This is a genomic window from Streptomyces chartreusis, from assembly GCF_008704715.1.
Taxonomy (GTDB): Bacteria; Actinomycetota; Actinomycetes; order Streptomycetales; family Streptomycetaceae; genus Streptomyces; species Streptomyces chartreusis.
On the sequence record NZ_CP023689.1, the window covers coordinates 8,024,340 to 8,044,792 of the forward strand.

Here is a 20,453-nt window from a genome sequence, read left to right on the forward strand (position 1 = left end):
GCAGCCGCTCAGCCGGCCGCTTCCTTGCGGCGCGCACGGTAGGCGGCCACATGCAGACGGTTCCCACAGGTACGGCTGTCGCAGTAGCGCCGGGACCGGTTGCGGGAGAGGTCCACGAAGGCGTGCCGGCAGTCGGGCGCCTCGCAGCGGCGCAGCCGCTCCTCCTCACCGGCGACCACGAAGAACGCCAGCGCCATGCCGCAGTCCGCCGCGAGATGGTCGGCGACGGAGGCGCCGGGGGCGAAGTAGTGCACATGCCAGTCGTAGCCGTCGTGGTCGGTGAGCCGCGGGGTGGTGCCCGCGGCGGCGACCAGCTCGTTGATCAGGCTCGCGGCGCTCCGGGGATCCGGCGCCGCGAAGATCGCGGCGAACCGTGCGCGCACCTTGCGCACCGCCGACAGATCGAACTCCGAGAGGACCCCGACATCGCTGATTTCGTGCTTTCCTACGAAATCCTCCAGGGCGGCGACATCCGGCAGCCCGTCCGACGTCCCGTCCTCCGGCACGGTGTTCACCAGATCCACCACGGCATCGAGTGCACACCGGGTGTCATGGGTGATCAGCACGTTTCGCTCCCTGGCCTGGTGGTCGGGCGGGGTGCCCGCCGATGCTGGCCGATGGTAGTGGCTCGCGGAGCCCCCACACGGGCCGCGCCCGTGCGCGGCTTCCGATTACAACGCCACAGCGGCGCCGACGGTTCCCGCTGGAGCGGACCTCGTCCGCCTCAGGCGCCTCTCCCGCCCCGTGGGCGCCTCTGCCCCACACGCACACCAGCGCCGCCCCCGCGGAGCGGAGACGGCGCTGCTGTGTGCCGTATGCGGTTGTCTTGGCCCGAGCCGTCTCCCCGAGTCGACGGCGCCGGGCGGCTTGTGGGGACCTCGCCCTAACTTTCCGCCAGGATGTGTGACAGCTCCTGATCGAGGTCGAAATGCCGATGCTCCGTACCGGGAGGCACGGCGGCATCCGTCCGCTTCAGGAACGACTCCAGGGCACGCGCAGGCGCTTCGAGCAGCGCCTCGCCCTCAGGAGAGCTCAGGGCGATGCAGACGACGCCCTGACCATGACTGCGCGACGGCCAGACACGGACGTCGCCGGTGCCGGTGGGCCGATGCAGCCCCTCCGCAAGGAGGTCACGGGCGAACACCCACTCGACGGTCTCTTCGGCTCCGGTGTGGAAGGTGGCGTGCACGGCGTAGGGGTCGGCCGTGTCGTACCGCAGGCCTGCGGGGACAGGCAGGGATGACTCGCTCGACACAACGAGGCGCAGGTGCAGCTCGCAGCTGACCGTGGTGTTCATAAGCGCCAGGGCCTTTCGCTCAGTGTGCGCTCGGGGATTCGCACGTCGGCGAAATCGACATGCCACCTACGGTGCCGTTGTAAACCCCTCTGAGTGTTTTGCGTGTCTTTACGTAACTCTTCCGGCCGAGAACCTGTTCGCGAGGTACGCCCATTCCGGTGACTGGTTTCGGTCCGGTAGGGTTTGGCCGTATGAATACGGGGAGTAACGAGCCGGGCGATGTTGCCATGGCTGCAGACGAGACCGAAGTGGACGGAGTGAAGGACGACAGCGAGCAGGGCCTGGGCTCGAAAGCGCCGGAGTTCATCAAGGCGCGCCGTGTGCTGCACCTGAGCTGGCAGGTGGGCGTCTTCATCATCGGTCTCGCGATAGTGGGCGCCGGCATCGTCATGCTGCCGCTGCCGGGCCCCGGCTGGGTCGTGATCTTCGGAGGCATGGCGGTCTGGGCGACCGAGTTCGTCTGGGCCCAGCTGGTGCTGCGCTGGACCAAGCGCAAGGTCACCGAGGCGGCCCAGAAGGCGCTCGACCCGAAGGTGCGCCGCCGCAACATCATCCTGACTTCGATCGGCCTCGTGATCATCGGCGTGCTCGTCGGGATCTACCTCTGGAAGTTCGGCATCGTCATGCCCTGGAAGATCAAGGACCAGTGATCCACGAGGGGGGTGCGGACGTCGGCCGGTGCGCGTTCGCGCTGGTCACGCGCACCCCCTGACATGGGGTAATGTTCTTCCTGCGTCCGGGCGATTAGCTCAGTGGGAGAGCGCTTCGTTCACACCGAAGAGGTCACTGGTTCGAACCCAGTATCGCCCACCCGGATCCGACGGCCCGTCTGCGACTGAGCAGGCGGGCCGCCGGCGTTCGTGCGGCAAGAGGCATTCCTGGCGCGCCGGTGTCCGGCGCCTCCGAAGCCGTCGAGGGCGTCGGCGCCTTCGGTCGAGAGGCAGTCGCCCGCCGCACCCCGCCCGCCGTTCGGCCCGTCGGCCGTGCGCCCCTCACCTGCGGCGTCGCACCGCCTGCCCGGCCCGCCGGACCTCACGCGCCGTCAACTCGGCCGCCGGGTCCGCAAGAAATTCCTGTCCGAGTCATTGACGCACCCCGAGGCCCTCCGTAGCTTGTGCCAGCAAGCGCTTACTTGAAACGATTCATGCAGGCGGCGACGACGCTGCGGAGGGGGCCCGACTGTGGGAACCAACAGGAATGTCGACAGGCGCACGATCCTGAAGGCGGCCGGTGCCACGGCTGCCACGATCGGGCTCGCCTCGACCACGGCGTGCGGGGGCGACGGGGGTGCCTCCGCCGACGGGACGGTGACGATCCGTTACGCATGGTGGGGCGCCGAGGACCGCGCCGAACGGATCAACAAGACCATCGCGCTCTTCGAGAAGAAGTACCCGAAGATCAAGGTCAAGACGGACTTTCAGCCGTACACCGACTTCTGGAAGAAGTTCAACACCCAGGCCTCCGGGGGGAATCCGCCGGACGTGTTCCAGAATGCGATTGGATTCCTGCGCAAATACGACGCGAAGAATGTGCTGCTCGATCTGAGCGAGCAGGTCGAGGCCGGCAACCTCTCCATGGACGGCTTCCGCGCGGGCCTGGACAAGTTCGGTGAGATCGACGGCAAGCTCCTCGGTGTCCCGGTCGGCTCCAACTCCATGGCGCTGGTCATCGACAAGCCCGTCTACACCAAGGCCGGCGTCAAGCCGGAACAGGGCTGGACCTGGGACGACTTCGACGCGGCGATGAAGCGGATCCGCGACAGGGCCGGCCGCGCGGGCGACAGCGGCATGTACGGGGTCATGTACCTCTACGACCTCTACCTCCGCCAGAACGGCAAGGCGTTCTTCACCGAGGACGGACTCGGCTTCACCGAGACGGATCTGACGGACTGGTGGACCAAGGCCGAGAAGGGCGTCGAGGAGGGCGTCTACGCGGACGCCAAGAAGGTCGCCCAGATCAAGCCCAAGTCGGCGGTCTCCGCCGAGCTCGCCGGTGGCGAGTTCACCTGGGACAACTTCACCGTTCGCTACACCTCCGAGGGCAAGAGCGAGTACGGCCTCGCACCGATCCCGACGACGGACGGCAAGAAGACCGGCCAGTACCTCGGCTCCCTGATGCTCAGCGCCTCCAAGCGCACCCAGCACCCGAAGGAGGTCGCCCAGTTCATCGACTTCATGGTCCACGAGCCCGAGGTCGCCAAGATCATGGGCTACGACCGGGGCGTGCCCGCCACCCAGGCCCAGTTCGACGCCTTCCAGCCGACGGACGAGGTCAACAAGGGGATCGCCGCCTACGAGACCTCCCTCGTCGAGGCGGGCGTCCTGGAGCCGATCACCCCGCACCCGAACGGCGCGGACATCTGTGAGGCCGCGTTCCTGCGCATCGCCGAGGAGCTCGCGCTCGGCAAGCGCTCGGTCGACGAGGCCGTCAAGCAGTTCTTCACCGAGTCGAAGACGGCTCTCGTCGTCTGATGGGGATGACCGTGACACACGCCCCTGCCACGGAGGACCTGACCAAGGTCTCCGAGCCGCGGCACGGACCGGTGAAGCCCGAGCGACCCGCCGCCCTCAAGCGGCGGGTCCGCCGGGAGAACCTGGCCGGCTACCTCTTCATGTCCCCCTGGATCGCCGGGTTCCTGCTGCTCACAGCGGGCCCGATGATCGCCTCGCTCTACTTCGCCTTCACCGACTACAACCTCTTCGACGCACCCAAGTGGATCGGCCTCGACAACTTCTCCGAGATGTTCGGCGATCCCCGCTGGCGCCACTCGGTGCAGGTCACGCTCCGGTACGTCGTCGTCGGCACGCCCCTGAAGCTGCTCGCGGCGCTCGGCGTGGCCCTGCTCCTCGCGCAGAAGCGGCGCGGCCAGGCCTTCTACCGGGCCGCCTTCTACGCCCCGTCGCTGATCGGCGCGAGCGTCTCCGTGGCCATCGTCTGGAAGGCGATCTTCTCGGACGACGCGATCGTGGACCGTACGCAGAAGATCTTCGGGATCGACGTCGGCGGCTGGACCGGCGACCCGGACCTGATCATCTACAGCCTGGTGGCGCTCACCGTCTGGCAGTTCGGCGCCCCGATGGTCATCTTCCTCGCCGGCCTCAAGCAGGTCCCGCGCGAGCTGTACGAGGCCGCCGAGGTCGACGGGGCCGGCAGGCTCCGCCGGTTCTGGAACATCACGCTGCCGATGATCTCCCCCGTCCTCTTCTTCAACGTCCTGCTGGAGACCATCCACTCCTTCCAGATCTTCAGCTCGGCCTACATCGTCGGCGGCGGCGCCGGAGGCAACGCCTGCGGTCCGGCCGACGGCTCGATGGTCTACACCTGCTACCTCTACGTCCAGGGCTTCGAGAACAGCCGTATGGGCCTGGCCTCCGCCATGGCCTGGATGCTGCTCGTCGCGGTCGCCCTGGTCACGGCGGTGCTGTTCTGGTCCCAGCGGCGCTGGGTGCACTACGAGGAGAGCGCCTGATGAGCACCACCGGTATCCCGACCTCGCGCGCCGGGGCCCTGCGCCGCAGGCTGCCCGGGTCCGTCGCCTGGCACATCGGCTCCCTGCTGGTCCTGGCCGTGATCCTCTACCCGGTCATCTGGGTCGTCGGCGGCTCCTTCAAGAAGAGTGAGGACATCGTCGGCAGCCTGGACCTGTTCCCGGGCGAGCCGGTCCTGTCCAACTACACGAGCCTCGCCGACGGCATCGCCGACATCTCCATCTCCACCTTCTTCTTCAACTCGCTCTTCCTCGCGGTCGGCTCGGTGATCGGGATCGTGGTGTCCTGCTCGCTGACGGCCTACGCCTTCGCGAGGATCAGGTTCGCCGGGCGGAATCTGCTCTTCACGCTGATGATCGGCACGCTCCTGCTGCCGTACCACGTACTGCTGATCCCGCAGTACGTGCTGTTCCGCAACATGGAGATGATCAACACCTACACCCCGCTGCTGCTGGGGAAGTACCTCGCCACGGAGGCGTTCTTCGTCTTCCTGATGGTGCAGTTCATGCGGAACCTGCCGAAGGAACTCGACGAGGCGGCCCGCCTGGACGGCTGCGGGCACCTCAGGATCTACTGGTCGATCATGCTGCCGCTGTGCCGGCCGGCGCTCATCACCAGCGCGATCTTCACCTTCATCAACGCCTGGAACGACTTCATGGGCCCGCTGATCTACCTCAACGAGCCCGACAAGTACACCGTCTCCCTCGGTCTGAAGATGTTCGTCGACCAGGAGGGCCTGGCGAACTACGGCGGCATGATCGCCATGTCCCTCGTCGCCCTGCTGCCGGTGCTCGCCTTCTTCCTCGCCTTCCAGCGGTATCTGATCGACGGAATGGCCACCTCCGGACTGAAGGGCTGAGGCGGTCACGATGGCCCGAGCGCGCACGAAGGCACGTACGGCAGCCGGCGGGGAGTCGGTCCTCGCCGAGCGGTTCGGCCTGTTCGCCGAGTGTCTGCTCACCGGGGTGTGGATCGCCGTGGCCTCCCTCGGCGTGCTGACCTACCCGGCCGCCTTCGCCGCCGGGGCCCGGCATCTGCACCGCCGGATCGCCCATGAGAGCGGGGGTCTGCGGGAGTTCGCCGCCGACTTCCGGGTGGCCGTGCGCGGCGGTTGGGTCGTCGGGCTCGCCGGGTGGGCCGTGGTCGCCGCGGTCTGGGTCGATGTCCAGGCCGCGCGTGCCGGGATTCCCGGTGGGCCGCTGGTCGGCGCGATCGGGGTGCTCGCGCTGATCGGGGCCGTCGTGGCGCTGCTGCGGGCGGCGGCCGCCTGGACTCCGGACGCCGGCTGGCGGGCGCTGCTCGCGGGCGCCGGACGACGGACCGTGCTCGACCCCGCCGGGTCCTTCCTGATCGTCGGCGGACTCGCCGTCGTGGCCGCGTCCGCCTGGTTCTCCGCGCCGTTGGCGGTGCCCGTGCTGGGGGCCGTCACGGCGGCGGCCGTCGCCGTGGAGGAGCGGCACCGGCACCGCTGAGCGGCGGTGTCCCGCCGTACGAAGGCCGGTGCTCTTCAACAAGGCCGGCGCTCCCGGGCGCCGCACCTCTCTCTGTCATGCCCCTGACCATCCCTTGCACGCGCACGGAAAGGAAAGGCCATGTCCCCCATCCCCCGCAGGTCCCTTCTCAAGGCGGCCGCGGTCGCCGGAGCCGCCGCACAGTTCAGCTGGGCGCCAGGGGCGAAGGACGCGCAGGCCGCGCCCCGAGCCGAGGCCGCCGATGCGGAGCCCGTGACCCTGGACTGGCTGGAGGACGGCGGCCTGGGCGCCGCACCCGGCTCCACCGTCGGTGTGCCCTGGCCGAAGGGCACGTACCAGGAGGACCAGACGTTCGCGCTGACGGACGCCGACGGCAAGGCCGTCCCCGTGCAGTCGTGGCCGATCGCCTACTGGCCCGACGGCTCCCTCAAGTGGACGGCGCACGCGGTCGGTTCGGGCGACGGCAAGCTCACCCTCACCGCGGGGGAGCCCGCCGCCCCCGCCAGGAAGGTCACCGTCGACAGGAGCGGCGGGACCATCGACGTCTCGACCGGCGTCATCACCGCGAGGATCGGCAAGTCGGGCGCGACCCTCGTCAAGTCGGTCACCCGCGGCTCCACGGAGATCGCCAGGAACGGCCGGCTCGTGCTGATCCGCCAGCCCGAGATCGAGGACGAGGACCAGGGCGCGGTCAGGACGGAGCGTTTCGAGGGCGCGATCTCCGAGGTCACGGTCGAGCAGGAGGGACCGGTCCGCGCGGTCGTCCGGATCGACGGAAAGCACCGCAAGGGCAGCCGCAGCTGGCTCCCCTTCTCCATCCGGCTCTACTTCTACGCGGGCGCCGACTCCTTCCGCATGGTGCACACGATCACCTTCGACGGCACGCAGGAGCCGGGCAGGGCGAGCGGCGACTTCATCCGCGGCATCGGCGTGCGCTTCACGGTGCCGATGCGGGACCAGTCCTACGACCGTCACATCCGCATCGGCGGCGAGGGCACCGGCATGCTCCGCGAGGCCGTCAAGGGCATCACCGGACTGCGCCGCGACCCCGGGGCGGCCGTACAGGCGGCGCAGTTCGCAGGGGAGAAGCTGCCCGACCCGGCCACCTGGGACCAGCGCGTCACCACCCGCCTCCAGTACATCCCCGAGTGGGGCGACTACACCCTCTCCCAGCTCTCCGCCGACGGCTTCACCCTGCGCAAGCGGACCAAGAAGGGGTACGGCTGGATCGGCGCCGGCGGTGGGCGGCGGGCCTCCGGGTTCGCCTACGTCGGCGGTGCCGGCGGCGGACTCTCGCTCGGGCTGCGGGACTTCTGGGAGAAGTACCCCGCCCAGCTCGACATCCGCGACGCCCACACCGACGCGGCCGAGGTCACCATGTGGCTCTGGTCGCCCGAGGCCCAGCCCATGGACCTGCGCTTCTACCACGACGGCATGGGCCAGGACACCTACCCCGAGCAGCTCGAGGGCCTCAACATCACCTACGAGGACTACGAGCCGGAGTTCGGCACGCCCTACGGCATCGCCCGTACCTCGGAACTGCTCTTCTGGGCCAACGAGTCGACGCCCGCGCCGGCCGCCCTGGCCCGGCAGGTCGAGGCCGTACGGGTGCTGCCGCAGCTCGCCGCGCCGCCCGGGCAGCTCATCCGGGCCAAGGTCTTCGGGCCGGGGCTCTACTCCGAGCCGGACCGCTCCACACCCGCGAAGGCGAAGATCGAGGACCACCTCGACTTCCTCTTCACCTACTACAAGGACCAGGTGGAGCAGCGCCGTTGGTACGGCTTCTGGGACCACGGCGACATCATGCACACCTACGACACCGTCAGACACCAGTGGCGGTACGACATCGGCGGCTACGCCTGGGACAACTCCGAGCTCTCGCCCGACCTCTGGCTCTGGTTCGCGTATCTGCGCTCCGGCCGCGCGGACATCTTCCGCTTCGCCGAGGCGATGACCCGGCACACCGGCGAGGTCGACGTCTACCACCTCGGCGAATGGGCCGGCCTCGGCACCCGGCACGGCGTCCAGCACTACGCCGACAGCGCCAAGCAGCAGCGGATCGCCAACACGACGTACCGCCGCTACTACTACTTCCTCACCGCGGACGAGCGCGTCGGCGACCTCATGCACGCCAACGTCGACTCCGACGAGACCTTCCTCGTCCTGGACCCGATCCGCAAGATCCGCACCGAGCCGTACACCCCGGACCGGCACGCGCTGTCGATCGGCTTCGGCACGGACTGGAGCGGGCTCGTCTCGGCGTGGCTGACCGAGTGGGAGCGCAAGGGCCCCAAGTGGGAGAAGGCCAAGGCGCGGGTGCTGTCGACGATGGAGACCATCGCCGCGCAGCCGAACGGGTTCGTGCAGGGCAGCGGGCTGTACGACCTCGACACGGGCAGGTTCGCGATCGCGGCGGAGCCGGTGGTCGGGGTCTCGCACCTGTCCGCCGTCTTCGGGCTCAATGAACTGTGCGCCGAGCTCATCGACCTCGTCGACATGCCGGAGTTCGACGAGGCGTACTTCGACTACTGCCGGTACTTCAACGCCACGAAGGCGGAGCAGGCGGCGCGGTACGGGTCCAACTTCGGGTCGCTGCTGCTGTTCCAGGGACACTCGCGGCTGGACGCCTACGCGGCCGTGCGGACGGGGGACGCGAAGCTGGCCGCCCGCGCGTGGGAGAAGTTCTACAACTCCGACGGGTACAAGGAGTCGGCGCCCTGGAAGACGAAGGCGCTGAGTGGGCCGACTGGCTTGGTACCGGGTAGTGAGGCCGCCTGGGTGTCGACGAATGACACGGCGCTGTACGGGCTTGCCGCCATCGAGAACCTGGCGCTGCTCGGGGACAGGATGCCGTGACGGTTCGTGGGGAACTGCGGACCGTTGTGGCTGGTCGCGCAGTTCCCCGCACCCCTTTCAGGGGCGTTTCAGTGCATGTTGCCCAGGAAGTCCCGCATCTTTCGGGCGTCCCTGAGGCGTTGCTCGTACGTCGCTCCGATGGCCAGCAGGAGGAGGCCGGCCAGGGCCGGGGGTACCCAGCGGGGGAGTGCGTCGGTCACCTGGGCGATGTACGGGGCGAGTTCGTGCAGGGCGTCCAGGGCCAGTACCGCGCCGCCGAGCATGAGCGGTGCCTGGAGGTGGTGACGGGCGCCGAGCAGGGTGACCGCCAGGGCCGCGAGGCCGAGCAGCAGGGGGCGGGTCCACTGCGGGTCGCCCCAGGCCGCGAGGAGGCTCGGCACGAGGGTGGCGGCGAGTCCGGGGCCGTACGCCGTCCAGGACGAGGTCTGCGGATCGCGCCGCCTGCGCAGGGCGCCGACCAGCAGCGCCGGGACGCTGACCGGCAGGGTGTACGCCTCGGGGGTCCCGACGTCCCAGGCCGCCAGGCGCACCCAAGTGGCCAGCACGAACAGCGCGGCGGAGGCGTAGGCCACGGACCGGCGTTCCGGGCGGACGGCGACACCGGCGGTGATCACACCGCACAGCGCCAGCACCAGGGCCAGCATCGGCAGGTCGGCCGGGGCCGCGGCCAGTGCGACGGCGAGCAGCGCGGCGAGCGCGCCCGTCACCTCGACCGGCACCGTCGCCCGCGCGTCACCGAGCCGTGCCGCGAGCAGAGCCGCCGCCACCGGGACCACCAGGACCAGCAGGGCGACGTACTGCGACTGCCAGCCGGCCGCAGCCCCCGCCGCACAGGCCAGTCCGGCGGCGTACGCGAGCCCGGCCGGTGCCGTGACCGGGGCGAGGTGCGTCTCCCAGGAGGCCGCCGCGAAGAGCGCCGTCAGCACGGCGAGCACGGTGAGGGTCGCGGCCTCGGTGGTCAGCGAGAGGAAGGCGAGGGGGAGGGAGGTGAGGAGGGCGAGGACCGTGGCGGTCGTGCGCGGGGTGGGGAAACCGATGGGAGCGGCCGTAGCGGCTGAGGGCTGTTCCGCGGAGGTGGTCGTGGGTTCCTCCGTGGAGGCCGCCGCTGGCTCCTCCGTCGTGTCCGGCTGCTCGGACGGCCGTATCCACGCGGCCGCCGAGAGGGCGCCGGCCGTGGTGATCGCAAGTACCACCAGGCCCATGGCGTAGGGGAGTTCGAGCACGGCGGGCAGGACCAGCGCCGTCGCCCATGCCAGGACCAGCGATCCGGTCAGGGCCCGGGTCCGCCACGCGGCGTCGCGTGCCGCGAGGAGCAGTACGGCGGCGACGATCGCCAGGACGACCGGCACCGTCTCCGTGTCCGGCGGCCACGGAGCGTCGACCGCCATGGCCTGCCGCACATCGCCCGGCGCCCCGGACCACACCTGCTCCACCCAGGCGACCGGACCCACCAGCGCGAGCGCCACCGGCGGCAGCGTCCACAGCAGGGCCAGTCCCTGTACGGCGGCGGAGGCCCGGACGAGCCCGTCGCGCAACGCCTGCGGCAGCCGGTCCGCCCAGATCGCCGCCGGCAGGGCGATCCCGCACACCAGATACACCGGAACCGTCCACGCCTCCGGCAGCACGGGACGGGCGGTGCCGCCGAGCGCGGCGACCGTGAGGAGGCCGGCGGCGACGGAGAGGCCGAGGGCCTGCTTCGCGGCGGCCTGCTGCCACGCCGCCGTGACCGCGATGCCCGCGGCCAAGAGGAGGAGCGCCGCCGCACGGGCGGCGGCGCTCGGGCCGGTGGCCGTCCAGGACAGCCAGCCGGCGGCCCACACGCCCCAGGCGCCCATGCCGTACGCGCCGATCACCGCGGTGATCCGCACGGACCCGGCAGGCGCCCGGAGCGCCACACCCGCGTCGAACCCGGCCGTCACCAGCACGGCGGCCGTGATCCCGAACAGGCTCGCGTCGGCCGCCACCGCCCACAGCGTGAGCGGGAGTTGGGCGGCGAGCAGAGCGGCGGGCAGGGGCAGACGCAGCTCGCAGGTGCGCGGCAGCAGGCCGTACGCCGTCCACAGGGCCGCCAGCACCGCCGAAGCGGCCGCGAGATACCCCGTGGCGTCCACGTCGGCCAGTCCGACCTCGTGCAGCGCGTAGGCGTCGAGCACCGTCAGTACGAGCCCGAGGCCCGCCACCGACTCGGCCGTCGACCGCAGCCCGCGCTTCAGCAGCGGCACCGGCGCGGCGAGCACCGCCACCGTGACCGCGCCGAGCACCAGGGCCCGCCCGGCGATCCCCATGTGCCCCCAGCTGACCAGTGTGAACGCCATCGCGGCGATCGTCAGCAGGACACCGCCCAGCACGAGCAGGACGTTCTGGACCCGGGGCGCCGAGGCCTCGGGGCGAGGTGGGGCGAGAGGCGCCGGAGCGGACCGGGGCGCCGCCGCTTGCAGCGCGGTGACCAGCCAGGCTCGGCGGTGCAGCAACTGGGCCCGGCGGGCGTCCAGTTGGCGCAGCTCGAGGTCGAGGAGCCGCAACTCCTCGGCCGGGGGCGGAAAGTGCGTCATGCCAGGAGTGTGGTCCGCGTCACGCCGCAGGACATGAGTGCGCATACTCAGTCCGTACTCAGATACGGCACAAACGCCCTGGCGGGGGCAGACTCGGCCCATGGACTGGAGCCACTACCGCTTCCGCGCCCTGTGGGCCCTGCCCGCGCCGCCCGCCGCCGTCTACGACGCCCTCGAACGGGCCGAGGACTACCCCGGCTGGTGGCCGCAGGTCCGCGAGGTGACCAGGACCGACGACACCAGCGGCGTGATCACGATCCGCTCGGTCCTGCCGTACGCCATGACCTTCACCGCGCGCGAGGTGCTCCGGGACCGTGCGGCCGGAGTGCTGGAGGTCGCCATGAGCGGCGACATCGACGGCTGGGCGCGCTGGACCGTCACCCCGCGCGGCGGCGGGAGTCTGGCTCGCTACGAGCAGGTCGTCGACGTGAACAAGCCGTTGCTGCGGCGGCTCGCGGTGCCCGGGCGGCCCTTCTTCCGTGCCAACCACTGGCTGATGATGCGCTCCGGACGGCGCGGTCTCACGGCCCACCTGGCCGGAGGTCATCAAGCGGTTTGAAGGAAACGCGCGGGGACCTGTATTGTTCAGTGCGTTCCCGGGCGATTAGCTCAGTGGGAGAGCGCTTCGTTCACACCGAAGAGGTCACTGGTTCGAACCCAGTATCGCCCACCGGGAAGAGGCCGGTCCGCAGCAGCGGACCGGCTTTTTTCGTCGTGGTGGCGGACCCTCCTTCCTCATGCCGCCGCCGGCAGGTCCGGGCGCAGTGGCCACGCCGGGTCCACCGCCTCGTCGTTGCCGCTGCGGGCGAACCACGCCTGGAGGCCGCGCGCCTGCGCCGCGTGCCACACCGCCTGGAGCGTGTGCAGCTCCGCGGGGGACAGCCGCTCCAGCCGGGCCGCGAAACGCCGCCCCACGGCCCGTACCACCTCCAGTGACGCCAGTGCGTCGGCCGCCGCCTCGTGCGCGCCGTCCAGCGTGACGCCGTAGTGCTCGCACAGGTCCGTCAGGGTGCGACGGCCCTTGCGGTAGCGGTCCAGGTGTTTGTCGAGGACGCGCGGGTCCAGCACCAGCATCGGAGTCGTCTCGAACCAGTGGTCCAGCGACGACGCGCGATGGCGGCGCAACTCGCGGTCCAGCAACGTCAGATCGAACGGTGCGTTCATCACCACGATCGGCCGGTTCACCGCGGCCTGCGCCGCCAGTTCCTCGGCTATCTCATGCATCACCGGCGCCGGCCAGCGGCCGTTGCGCTGCAGATGCTCATCCGTCAGTCCGTGCACCGCCGTCGCCGCCTCCGGCACCGGTACGCCCGGGTTGACCAGCCACCGGATCACCCGGGGCCGGGCCCCCGGGGCGTCCTGGACGACGACGGCCGCCGAGACGATCCGGTCGGTCTCGACGTCCACGCCTGTTGTCTCCGTGTCGAATGCCGCCAGCGGGCCCTCATACCAGCACGCCATAACTACACAACCCCTCGTTCACCCACGGCAGCTGACGTACCGTCTTCTGCCCGTTTGGTGATACCCGGGCCGTTTGCGACGTACGCCGGAAGGACACAACAGGAGTGCGGGTCTTTGCAGTTCAGCGGCCCGGTACGGGGATTCACCTTGCGTGGAAGGCTGTTGGTCATGGCGATAGCGCAGCCCGAGCGGGGCGGGCTGCTGCCCGAACGCACGGGCCCCCATCGCGGTTCACTCGCCACCACCGCCTGCATGGAGACATTGCAGGTGGGCTATCTGCACGCCGTCGCCGCGGCGTCGGGATGCTCGCTGTCCCAGCCATTTCCGGACAACGGCATCGACTGGCACGTCAGCCACAGCGCGCCCGGCCACACGGTCGACGACGAGGTCACCATCAAGGTGCAGCTCAAGGCGACCTATCAGCTCGCGCCGAACCCGCCCGGCCGCTTCTTCTCCTTCACGCTCGACAACGACCATCTGGCGAAGCTCGCCCGGACCCCGGTCTCGGTGCACAAGATCCTGGTCGTGATGATCGTCCCGCGGTCGCAGGAACAGTGGCTGCGCGCCGGTCACGACCGCCTCGACCTGCGGCACTGCTGCTACTGGGTCAACCTGGCCGGGCACCCGATCACCGGGCGGCGCCGCACCACCGTGCGGATACCGACCTCACGCATCTTCGACGACCGGGCGCTCTGCGAGATCATGACGCGCGTCGGGACGGGAGGCAGACCATGACGCACCGCCCCCTGGAGGAGCCGATACGACCAGCGAGGCCGCACCCGGCCGACGCGTCCTGGGAGCGTCCCCCCGCGCCCGGCGAGGTCGACCCCGCCGTCCTCAGCGCCCTGCTGCACAGGCACGGCTGGCAGCGGCGCGGGGGAGCGGCCGGGCGCTACGGCCGCTGGACCCCGCCCGGCCCGGGCGGCAACGGCACCAGCCTGCTCGTCCCCGAGTCCCGCGCCTTCCCCGACAGCGACGACCTGCTCGGCGAGGCGCTCATCGCCCTGTCCCGCAGTGGCACGCCCTCCGCGCGCGAGGTGCTGGTCGGGCTCGCCGTGCCCAGCGACGAGGTGCGCTGGTGGCGGGACGCGCCGAGCGGGCCGGCCGGAGCCGCGCCCTGGACCGTCGAGGAGGAACTGCGCACCGCCGCCCGCCAGATGCTCCTCGCCGCGGCTCTCGCCACCCGCGCCCGGGCCGGCTACTACGGCGCCCGGCACCGCCGCTCGGCCGCCGCCATGCTGGAGAGCGTCCTCGTCGGCTCCGGCGGTCACCACCTCGCCGCCTTCGTGCCGGTCGGGGCGGCCCGACCGCTCGCCGTGCGCCTCCACCAGGCCCTGTACGCCGCCCGCGAGGCCATCGACTACCAGCGGGCCACCGGCGGCATGGACGCCTTCGACGGTGCCGTCGAGGCGGGTGTCAGCAGGGAGCTCACGGAAGCGCTGGTGATGCTGGTGCGCGGCACCGAGGGCGCGCGCATCGCCGTCGACTGGTCGCCCGCGGCCGGGGTGCCCGCGGACTGCGCGGCCGGGGTCGAGCCCGTCGAGTTCTCGCCGGGCGACCTGCCCGTGCTGCGCGAGGCCGGCGCCCGCTATCTGCGCGAGGAGCCGTCCGTGCCGGTCAGGATCACGGGCGCGGTCGTCCGAATGCGCAGGTCGGGGCCGCGCGGCGAGGGCACCGTACGGCTGCGCGTCATAGCGGGCGCCGAGGTGCCGCACGTCCGGCTGACCCTGGACGAGGAGGCGTACCGCATCGCGGGCCACGCCCATCTCGTCGGTCTCCCCGTCCGGGTGCACGGACGGCTGGAGAGCCGGGGCGGCTTCCGCAAGATCACCGACGCCTCCGGGGTCGTACCGGTCCAGGTGGACGAGGCCGAGCGGGACCGGCTGATGAAGTCGCTCCAGGAGGATCTGGACTTCTTCGAGGAGGCGTGCGGCGGGGAGGACGCCGGCGACTGAAGGCGGCCTGAACTGGTCGACGCGGGGTTCGGCAGCGCCGGAAAGGGGCGCGGGGAACTGCGCGACCAGCCACGACGGCGCCGCAGACGACGACCGACCCGTCACGGCCCTCCCAGCGGAGCGGAGCGCACCGTTTCGCGGTCGGCCGTCCGAGGTCGGTACGATCGCGTAATGCGCGCGCTCCTGGTATGGCGCCGCACCCCACCTTCAGTCAGGAGAGACCGGTGTCAGACGTCCGTGTGATCATCCAACGCGATTCCGAGCGGGAAGAGCGCGTGGTGACAACGGGGACTACGGCCGCCGACCTCTTCGCCGGCGAGCGCTCGATCATCGCCGCGCGCGTGGGCGGCGAGCTCAAGGACCTGTCGTACGTCCTCGCCGACGGCGAAGAGGTCGAGGGCGTCGAGATCTCCTCCGAGGACGGTCTGGGCATCCTGCGGCACTCCACCGCGCACGTGATGGCGCAGGCCGTGCAGGAGCTGTTCCCCGAGGCCAAGCTGGGCATCGGCCCGCCCGTCAAGGACGGCTTCTACTACGACTTCGACGTCGAGAAGCCGTTCACGCCCGAGGATCTCAAGGCCATCGAGAAGAAGATGCAGGAGATCCAGAAGCGCGGGCAGAAGTTCGCCCGCCGCGTCGTCACCGACGAGGCCGCCCGCGAGGAGCTCGCCGCCGAGCCCTACAAGCTGGAGCTGATCGGCCTCAAGGGCTCCGCGTCCTCCGACGACGGCGCGGACGTCGAGGTCGGCGCCGGTGAGCTGACGATCTACGACAACCTCGACGCGAAGACCGGCGACCTGTGCTGGAAGGACCTCTGCCGCGGTCCCCACCTGCCGTCGACCCGCGCGATCCCCGCGTTCAAGCTGATGCGCAACGCCGCCGCCTACTGGCGCGGCAGCGAGAAGAACCCGATGCTCCAGCGCATCTACGGCACCGCCTGGCCGTCCAAGGACGAGCTGAAGGGGTACCTCGACTTCCTCGCCGAGGCCGAGAAGCGCGACCACCGCAAGCTGGGCAACGAGCTCGACCTGTTCTCCATCCCGGAGCAGATCGGCTCCGGCCTCGCCGTCTTCCACCCCAAGGGCGGCATCATCCGCCGGGTCATGGAGGACTACTCGCGCCGCCGGCACGAGGAGGAGGGCTACGAGTTCGTCTACACCCCGCACGCCACGAAGGGGAAGCTCTTCGAGACGTCCGGGCACCTGGACTGGTACGCCGAGGGCATGTACCCGCCCATGCAGCTCGACGAGGGCGTGGACTACTACCTCAAGCCCATGAACTGCCCGATGCACAACCTGATCTTCGACGCGCGCGGCCGCTCCTACCGCGAACTGCCGCTGCGCCTCTTCGAGTTCGGCACCGTGTACCGGTACGAGAAGTCGGGCGTCGTGCACGGCCTGACCCGCGCGCGTGGCTTCACGCAGGACGACGCGCACATCTACTGCACCCGCGAGCAGATGTCGGAGGAGCTCGACAAGACGCTCACCTTCGTCCTCGGCCTGCTGCGCGACTACGGCCTGACCGACTTCTACCTGGAGCTGTCCACCAAGGACCCGGAGAAGTTCGTCGGCTCCGACGAGGTCTGGGAGGAGGCCACGGAGACGCTCCGCCAGGTCGCCGAGAAGCAGGGCCTGCCCCTGGTCCCGGACCCGGGCGGCGCCGCCTTCTACGGCCCGAAGATCTCCGTCCAGACCAAGGACGCCATCGGCCGCACCTGGCAGATGTCGACCATCCAGCTCGACTTCAACCTGCCGGAGCGCTTCGACCTGGAATACACCTCCGCGGACGGCTCCAAGCAGCGCCCGGTCATGATCCACCGCGCGCTGTTCGGTTCGATCGAGCGGTTCTTCGCGGTGCTCCTGGAGCACTACGCGGGTGCCTTCCCGGCCTGGCTGGCCCCGGTCCAGGCGATCGGCATCCCGATCGGCGACGGGCACGTGGACTACCTGGAGAAGTTCGCCGCGGCCGCCAAGAAGAAGGGCCTGCGCGTCGAGGTCGACTCCTCCTCGGACCGCATGCAGAAGAAGATCCGCAACGCCCAGAAGCAGAAGGTGCCCTTCATGGTCATCGCGGGCGACGAGGACATGGCCAACAACGCCGTCTCCTTCCGCTACCGCGACGGCTCGCAGGAGAACGGCATCCCGTTCGACGAGGCCATCGCGAAGATCGCGCAGGTCGTCGAGGAGCGGGCGCAGGTCTGATCCGGCCGAACACGGTCACGAAGCCCCCGGGAAGCTCAGCTCTCCGGGGGCTTCGTGTCGCTCTCGCGGGAGAAGATCTGCAGCAGCCAGGACGAGAACGAGCCCGTCACCGCGCCGAGCAGGGCCAGCCCGCCCACCATCATCCCGATCGCGATCGACCGGCCACGCGTGGTCACCGGGGTGATGTCGCCGTATCCGACCGTGGTGAGGGTCGCGGAGGCCCACCACAGCGCGTCCCCGAAGGTCTTCATGGTGGCGTCGGGCGCTCCGCGTTCGGCCTGGTAGACCGCCAGGGAGCCGGCGAAGCCGAGCAGCAGGGTGGCCAGGCTCGCGTAAGCGATCACGCGGGCGTGCAGCGAGATCCGGGGCTGCCCCTGCCGGCGCTGGATCACGTCGTAGAGCGGCACGATCCGCAGCGGCCGCAGGAGCGGCAGGATGACCACGACCGTGTGCAGGAAGTGGGTCCTGGCGAAGTGCAGGAAGCGCCCCCCGAAGAGCCGCCAGCGCACGATGTAGTCCACGGCGAACAGCAGCCAGAGCGCGATGTTCGTGTAGACGCACACGTCCCTCCAGAAGGACGGCATGCCCACGGCGAGAACACGGGCGGCATAGGCGCCCAGGAAGAGCAGCGAGGCCAGGAACAGCGGGATCTCGGTGCGCTGCTCCCAGCGGGAATAGGGGCTGTCGTCGTCCACCGGCTCAGCTTGGCCGGTGCCTGCCCTGCCGTCGCCCCGGCGACACGCCGCGAATGGACGAAGCAATATGCTTCACGCATGACGAGTGAGCCGGAGCAGCAGTGGGGAGTGGGGATCCAGGACGCGTTCCAGCGCCTGTGGACGCCCCATCGGATGGCCTACATCCAGGGTGAGAACAAGCCGACCGGTCCCGGTGCCGACGACGGCTGCCCCTTCTGCTCGATCCCGGCCAAGTCCGACGAGGACGGCCTGGTCGTCAAGCGCGGGGAGCAGGTGTACGCGGTCCTCAACCTGTACCCCTACAACGGCGGCCACCTGATGGTCGTCCCCTACCGTCACGTCGCCGACTACACCGACCTCACCGAGCCGGAGACCATCGAGCTCGCCGCGCTGACCAAGCAGGCGATGACCGCTCTGCGCACCGCCTCGGGCGCCCACGGCTTCAACATCGGCATGAATCAGGGCACGGTCGCCGGCGCCGGCATCGCGGCCCATCTGCACCAGCACATCGTCCCGCGCTGGGGCGGCGACACGAACTTCATGCCGGTCGTCGGCCACACGCGAGTCCTGCCGCAGCTCCTGGCGGACACGAGGAAGATGCTGGCGGAGGTCTGGCCGACGGCCTGACCATTGAGCCCGTCCGGCGTTTGAGGACGAGGCCGTTCAGGCCGAAGGGGGTCTGGGGGCGCAGCCCCCAGGGCACGGTCACCCAGACCCACCCGACGCGGCCGGACCGGCGGAGCCTTACGCGTCGTACAGGTCCGCCTTCCGCGGCGACGGATCCTGCACCGCGGTGCTCAGGAACGACGACCTCGCGCCGAACTTCTCGGTGTCCACGCCGTTCTCGGCCAGCACCTTGATCGCCGCGGCATGCACCACCCGCAGCACCGGAGTGGCCGCGCGCAGCGCGTCGTCCGCCATGAAGCGGTGCCGCCACGGCTGGTCCGCCCACGCGTGCCGCACTCCGAACGGCTCGGGCAGCCCGATCGTCCCGCCCAGCCAGTTCAGCAGTGGCGGATACCAGGAGATCGGGGCCCGCACCGCCAGCCGTACCACCTCGTCGGTGTTGACCAGCGGAAGCTTCACCTTGCGGGTCTCCCACGGCTTGAACGACTTGGTGACCTCCTTGGTCGGCGCCTCGGGCTTCTCCTGGAACAGCCCGTTCACCGGACCGAGGGCGTGCCCGGTCACCTCGATGCGCAGCGTCTCGTGCAGCACGGTCACCGTGATCAGCATCGTGATGATCAACTGGCCGTCCCACAGCGTCCACTGGACGCCCAGATAGTGCCGGTCGCCGCTGCCGAACTGCTGCTTGTTGCAGATGTCCTGGATGGCGTGCGACTTGACCTGGTACGCCTCGACGTCCGTGCCCTCCGGCCGGGACACGGCCTTGGCGCCCTCGGCGATCGGCGTGACGACCCAGTGCCGTATCGAAGCCTTCGGGAAACCGCCGGTGTTCAGCGGGCCGCGCTCCAGCATGCGCAGCTGGTCGTGGATCGCGCGGATCACGTCCCAGCTGCGGAAGGGGTGGATCTCGCGGGTGGAGTCGGCGGCCACCAGGTCCTCGGCGAGCTGCCAGCTGCCCCAGCGCGTGCCCATGCCCAGTATCCCCTTGGGCCCCGCGTAGAACACGGAGTTGGACTGCTGCTCGGCGCTCAGCTTGGCCAGGGACTGGCGCAGCTGCTCGGCCTGGGTCTCGGTCGGACTGGTCGGCACCGCCTCCGGCACCTTCGCGCCGACGCTGCTGCCGGCCAGCAGGCTGTCCCACCGCTCCCGCAGATCCCGCGCGGTGCGCTCGCAGACCTGCTTCGCCCAGAACCAGCCGACGACCGGCATGAGTACACAGGCTCGCGCGTACCAGGCCCAGAAGCCGGTGAACGGCATCTTCAGCAGGAAGAGCACGGCGAACGCCCCCGCCGCGACGAGCAGCACGGAGGCGAGCGCGCCGCCCCGCTTCGCGTCCCGCTTGACGATGGTGGTGCGCAGCGTGAAGACCAGCAGCCACAGCAGCAGCCCGGGCAGGAACAGCACGCCGCAGACGACCATGATGCCGCTCAGCATGCGGTCGCGGGTCTTGCGGATGTTGTTGGCGGCCAGTGCGTGCTCGACCACTACCTGCGGCTCGGTGCCGAAGGACTGGATCAGCGGCTTGCGGCCGCTGCCGAGCATGCGGTCGACGACCGCCCGCGAGTAGGCCTCACCCAGGTTGGGCCGGAAGATCTTGGCCCACTTCCGACCGGCCTTGACATCGGTCTTGTGCCATTCGTTGTCGGCCTTCTTGATGTCCTCGTACGGGTTGTCCCGATAGGCCGCCGAGGCCAGCGCGAACGTCGCCGTCTGCCCCTCGCCGGCCGTGCGAGGCACCTGCGGACCGAAGATGTCCGCGTAACCGCCCTCAACGGTCATTCCCGCCCCCAGTCGCCGCACTGTCGCTTCTGCGGCCTTCCCGACTTCCGTATCGCGCACACCTGTTGAT

Annotated in this window: 17 protein-coding genes and 2 tRNA genes; 13 read left to right on the plus strand and 6 right to left on the minus strand. The window is 70.2% G+C overall.

Going from position 1 to position 20,453, the window contains the following annotated elements; translation table 11 throughout:
* Window positions 1–8: 8 nt before the first annotated feature.
* Window positions 9–566 carry a CGNR zinc finger domain-containing protein gene (locus CP983_RS35515; RefSeq protein WP_107909335.1) on the minus strand — a complete coding sequence of 186 codons (558 nt, stop codon included), beginning with the start codon at window positions 564–566 and terminating at the stop codon, window positions 9–11.
* Window positions 567–883: 317 nt separating this feature from the next.
* Window positions 884–1,297, minus strand: coding sequence for an SsgA family sporulation/cell division regulator (locus CP983_RS35520; RefSeq protein WP_004002642.1), 414 nt, complete (start codon window positions 1,295–1,297; stop codon window positions 884–886).
* A gap of 191 nt (window positions 1,298–1,488) precedes the next feature.
* Between CP983_RS35520 and CP983_RS35525 the strand changes: the two genes are divergently transcribed.
* The 7 genes from CP983_RS35525 (at window position 1,489) to CP983_RS35555 (ending at window position 9,113) form a co-directional block, all read left to right on the plus strand.
* The gene (locus CP983_RS35525; protein ID WP_125528200.1) at window positions 1,489–1,947 is read left to right on the plus strand and encodes a TIGR02611 family protein; all 459 of its coding nucleotides are present in this window, start codon (window positions 1,489–1,491) and stop codon (window positions 1,945–1,947) included.
* Between the two features lie 88 nt (window positions 1,948–2,035).
* Window positions 2,036–2,107 (plus strand) — tRNA-Val (locus tag CP983_RS35530).
* A gap of 371 nt (window positions 2,108–2,478) precedes the next feature.
* The gene (locus CP983_RS35535; protein ID WP_150504157.1) at window positions 2,479–3,768 is read left to right on the plus strand and encodes an ABC transporter substrate-binding protein; all 1,290 of its coding nucleotides are present in this window, start codon (window positions 2,479–2,481) and stop codon (window positions 3,766–3,768) included.
* Window positions 3,768–4,766 carry a carbohydrate ABC transporter permease gene (locus CP983_RS35540; protein WP_150504159.1) on the plus strand — a complete coding sequence of 333 codons (999 nt, stop codon included), beginning with the start codon at window positions 3,768–3,770 and terminating at the stop codon, window positions 4,764–4,766. Before CP983_RS35535 ends, CP983_RS35540 begins: the two co-directional genes overlap by 1 nt.
* A complete protein-coding gene (locus CP983_RS35545) occupies window positions 4,766–5,644 on the plus strand; it encodes a carbohydrate ABC transporter permease (RefSeq protein WP_125528193.1) in 879 nt (292 codons plus the stop codon). The genes CP983_RS35540 and CP983_RS35545 overlap by 1 nt, the downstream gene beginning before the upstream one ends.
* A gap of 10 nt (window positions 5,645–5,654) precedes the next feature.
* Complete coding sequence (locus CP983_RS35550) at window positions 5,655–6,257, plus strand: hypothetical protein (RefSeq protein WP_150504161.1); 603 nt, start codon at window positions 5,655–5,657, stop codon at window positions 6,255–6,257.
* A 120-nt stretch (window positions 6,258–6,377) separates the two neighbouring features.
* Window positions 6,378–9,113, plus strand: coding sequence for an exo-rhamnogalacturonan lyase family protein (locus CP983_RS35555; RefSeq protein WP_150504163.1), 2,736 nt, complete (start codon window positions 6,378–6,380; stop codon window positions 9,111–9,113).
* 68 nt (window positions 9,114–9,181) lie between these two features.
* Here CP983_RS35555 and CP983_RS35560 read toward each other — a convergent pair whose 3' ends face one another.
* Window positions 9,182–11,665 carry an SCO7613 C-terminal domain-containing membrane protein gene (locus tag CP983_RS35560; protein ID WP_189748995.1) on the minus strand — a complete coding sequence of 828 codons (2,484 nt, stop codon included), beginning with the start codon at window positions 11,663–11,665 and terminating at the stop codon, window positions 9,182–9,184.
* 100 nt (window positions 11,666–11,765) lie between these two features.
* Here CP983_RS35560 and CP983_RS35565 point away from each other — a divergent pair, with 100 nt between their 5' ends.
* Together CP983_RS35565 and CP983_RS35570 are read left to right on the plus strand one after the other, a co-directional pair.
* Window positions 11,766–12,224: an SRPBCC family protein gene (locus CP983_RS35565; RefSeq protein ID WP_107909341.1), complete on the plus strand. Its 459-nt coding sequence runs from the start codon at window positions 11,766–11,768 to the stop codon at window positions 12,222–12,224.
* A 39-nt stretch (window positions 12,225–12,263) separates the two neighbouring features.
* Window positions 12,264–12,335 (plus strand) — tRNA-Val (locus CP983_RS35570).
* A 65-nt stretch (window positions 12,336–12,400) separates the two neighbouring features.
* On the opposite strand, the gene CP983_RS35575 is transcribed toward CP983_RS35570, so the two are convergent.
* Window positions 12,401–13,126: a 3'-5' exonuclease gene (locus CP983_RS35575; RefSeq protein ID WP_107909342.1), complete on the minus strand. Its 726-nt coding sequence runs from the start codon at window positions 13,124–13,126 to the stop codon at window positions 12,401–12,403.
* 168 nt (window positions 13,127–13,294) lie between these two features.
* Between CP983_RS35575 and CP983_RS35580 the strand changes: the two genes are divergently transcribed.
* From CP983_RS35580 to thrS, 3 genes are all read left to right on the plus strand, one after another.
* Window positions 13,295–13,861 carry a DUF4365 domain-containing protein gene (locus CP983_RS35580; RefSeq protein WP_030959689.1) on the plus strand — a complete coding sequence of 189 codons (567 nt, stop codon included), beginning with the start codon at window positions 13,295–13,297 and terminating at the stop codon, window positions 13,859–13,861.
* Window positions 13,858–15,081, plus strand: coding sequence for a hypothetical protein (locus CP983_RS35585; protein WP_107909343.1), 1,224 nt, complete (start codon window positions 13,858–13,860; stop codon window positions 15,079–15,081). The genes CP983_RS35580 and CP983_RS35585 overlap by 4 nt, the downstream gene beginning before the upstream one ends.
* Before the next feature lie 224 nt (window positions 15,082–15,305).
* A complete protein-coding gene (thrS, locus tag CP983_RS35590; RefSeq protein ID WP_107909344.1) occupies window positions 15,306–17,282 on the plus strand; it encodes a threonine--tRNA ligase in 1,977 nt (658 codons plus the stop codon).
* Between the two features lie 35 nt (window positions 17,283–17,317).
* Here thrS and CP983_RS35595 read toward each other — a convergent pair whose 3' ends face one another.
* Entirely contained in the window at window positions 17,318–17,977 is a 660-nt protein-coding gene (locus tag CP983_RS35595) for a potassium channel family protein (RefSeq protein ID WP_150504167.1), read from the minus strand.
* A gap of 78 nt (window positions 17,978–18,055) precedes the next feature.
* Between CP983_RS35595 and CP983_RS35600 the strand changes: the two genes are divergently transcribed.
* Entirely contained in the window at window positions 18,056–18,604 is a 549-nt protein-coding gene (locus tag CP983_RS35600) for an HIT family protein (RefSeq protein WP_030967547.1), read from the plus strand.
* Window positions 18,605–18,721: 117 nt separating this feature from the next.
* On the opposite strand, the gene CP983_RS35605 is transcribed toward CP983_RS35600, so the two are convergent.
* The gene (locus CP983_RS35605; RefSeq protein ID WP_107909346.1) at window positions 18,722–20,383 is read right to left on the minus strand and encodes a hypothetical protein; all 1,662 of its coding nucleotides are present in this window, start codon (window positions 20,381–20,383) and stop codon (window positions 18,722–18,724) included.
* Window positions 20,384–20,453: the final 70 nt, after the last annotated feature.